The organism is Pontibacter sp. HJ8 (assembly GCF_054824225.1).
The window spans coordinates 1-1,034 of sequence record NZ_JSYF01000673.1; the positions used below are offsets into that span (position 1 = coordinate 1).

Consider the following 1,034-nt stretch of genomic DNA (forward strand, 5'->3'; position numbering starts at 1 on the left):
TGCTAAAGGGAGTGAAGAAAAGGGAGACTGTTTAGGTATCCTTACCTCTTTGTATACAATTTGTAGAAGTTAATAACTTTGAATAGTATGAGTGTGATATATAGAATGATGAAAATAGCGACACTACTAATACCGTAGAACAGAAACTGATTCACGTGCTCGCTCAAGAAAAAAGTCTTAGTAAAGTAAGCTAAGAAGTATGTTATAAATGAGAGTACTATTAAATTTATCAAATGACCATTCACTTTCCGTAATCGATCAATATAAATGCTCCCGAATTTACTTTTTATATATACCTGATCGCTTGCTTGGTTTTTTAAAATCAGGTCTTTGTAACCTTGTATTTCTTCCTTTTTGTTTGCTATGAAAGAATATAAAACGGTAAATAGGGTTACAACTATGCCAAAAATAACCAGTTGGAGATTTGATATATCTCCAAGAACTGTCTCTGCTAATTTACTGTCAACAGCGAAGTTATTTAGATACTGCTGTAGCTTCATTTGTGTTAGTAATATAACTCAAAAGTATTGGTTTCAACTTTGACACGATAAAATCGATGTCGTAAACTTTATCCATTTCATTTTCCTCTAAAGGACAAGTCTCATTAAATACAGACTCCACTAGCTTTTCAATTTTGGCCTTAGTTTCATCCACATCTGCTTTCAGTGTACGAGTTCGGATGTATTTATATTCTCTCTTTTTTACACGAAATCTAAAATTTATATTAATCCATTGTCTTACATTCTCTACGGACTCCATTATTTCTCGTAGCTGGCTGTAAGGTACATCCTGATAGACTTCCTCAACTTGTTCTTTTATCGTACCGTGAGTAAAATAAGATAAGAATTGAGGCTGTCTAGATATAGGGTTGAAAGAAAGGGTTGAAAATTTTAGTCTTAGCTCTTGAGTAACTTCCTCATTTTTCAATGCATCCATTACTTCTGCAAGCTTTACGTTTCTTACAGGGATGCCTAATACTTTGTCCATAACCAGTTTAGCAGTACTAATCAGTTCGTCTCCGTTTCTATGAGGGT

1 protein-coding gene is annotated in these 1,034 nt (G+C 33.8%); it reads right to left on the reverse strand.

Translation table 11 applies throughout. The annotated features are described in order from the left end of the window. Nucleotides 1–474: 474 nt before the first annotated feature. Nucleotides 475–1,034: hypothetical protein (locus OB13_RS20800; RefSeq protein WP_461492101.1), on the reverse strand; the 560-nt coding region annotated here is incomplete at its 5' end.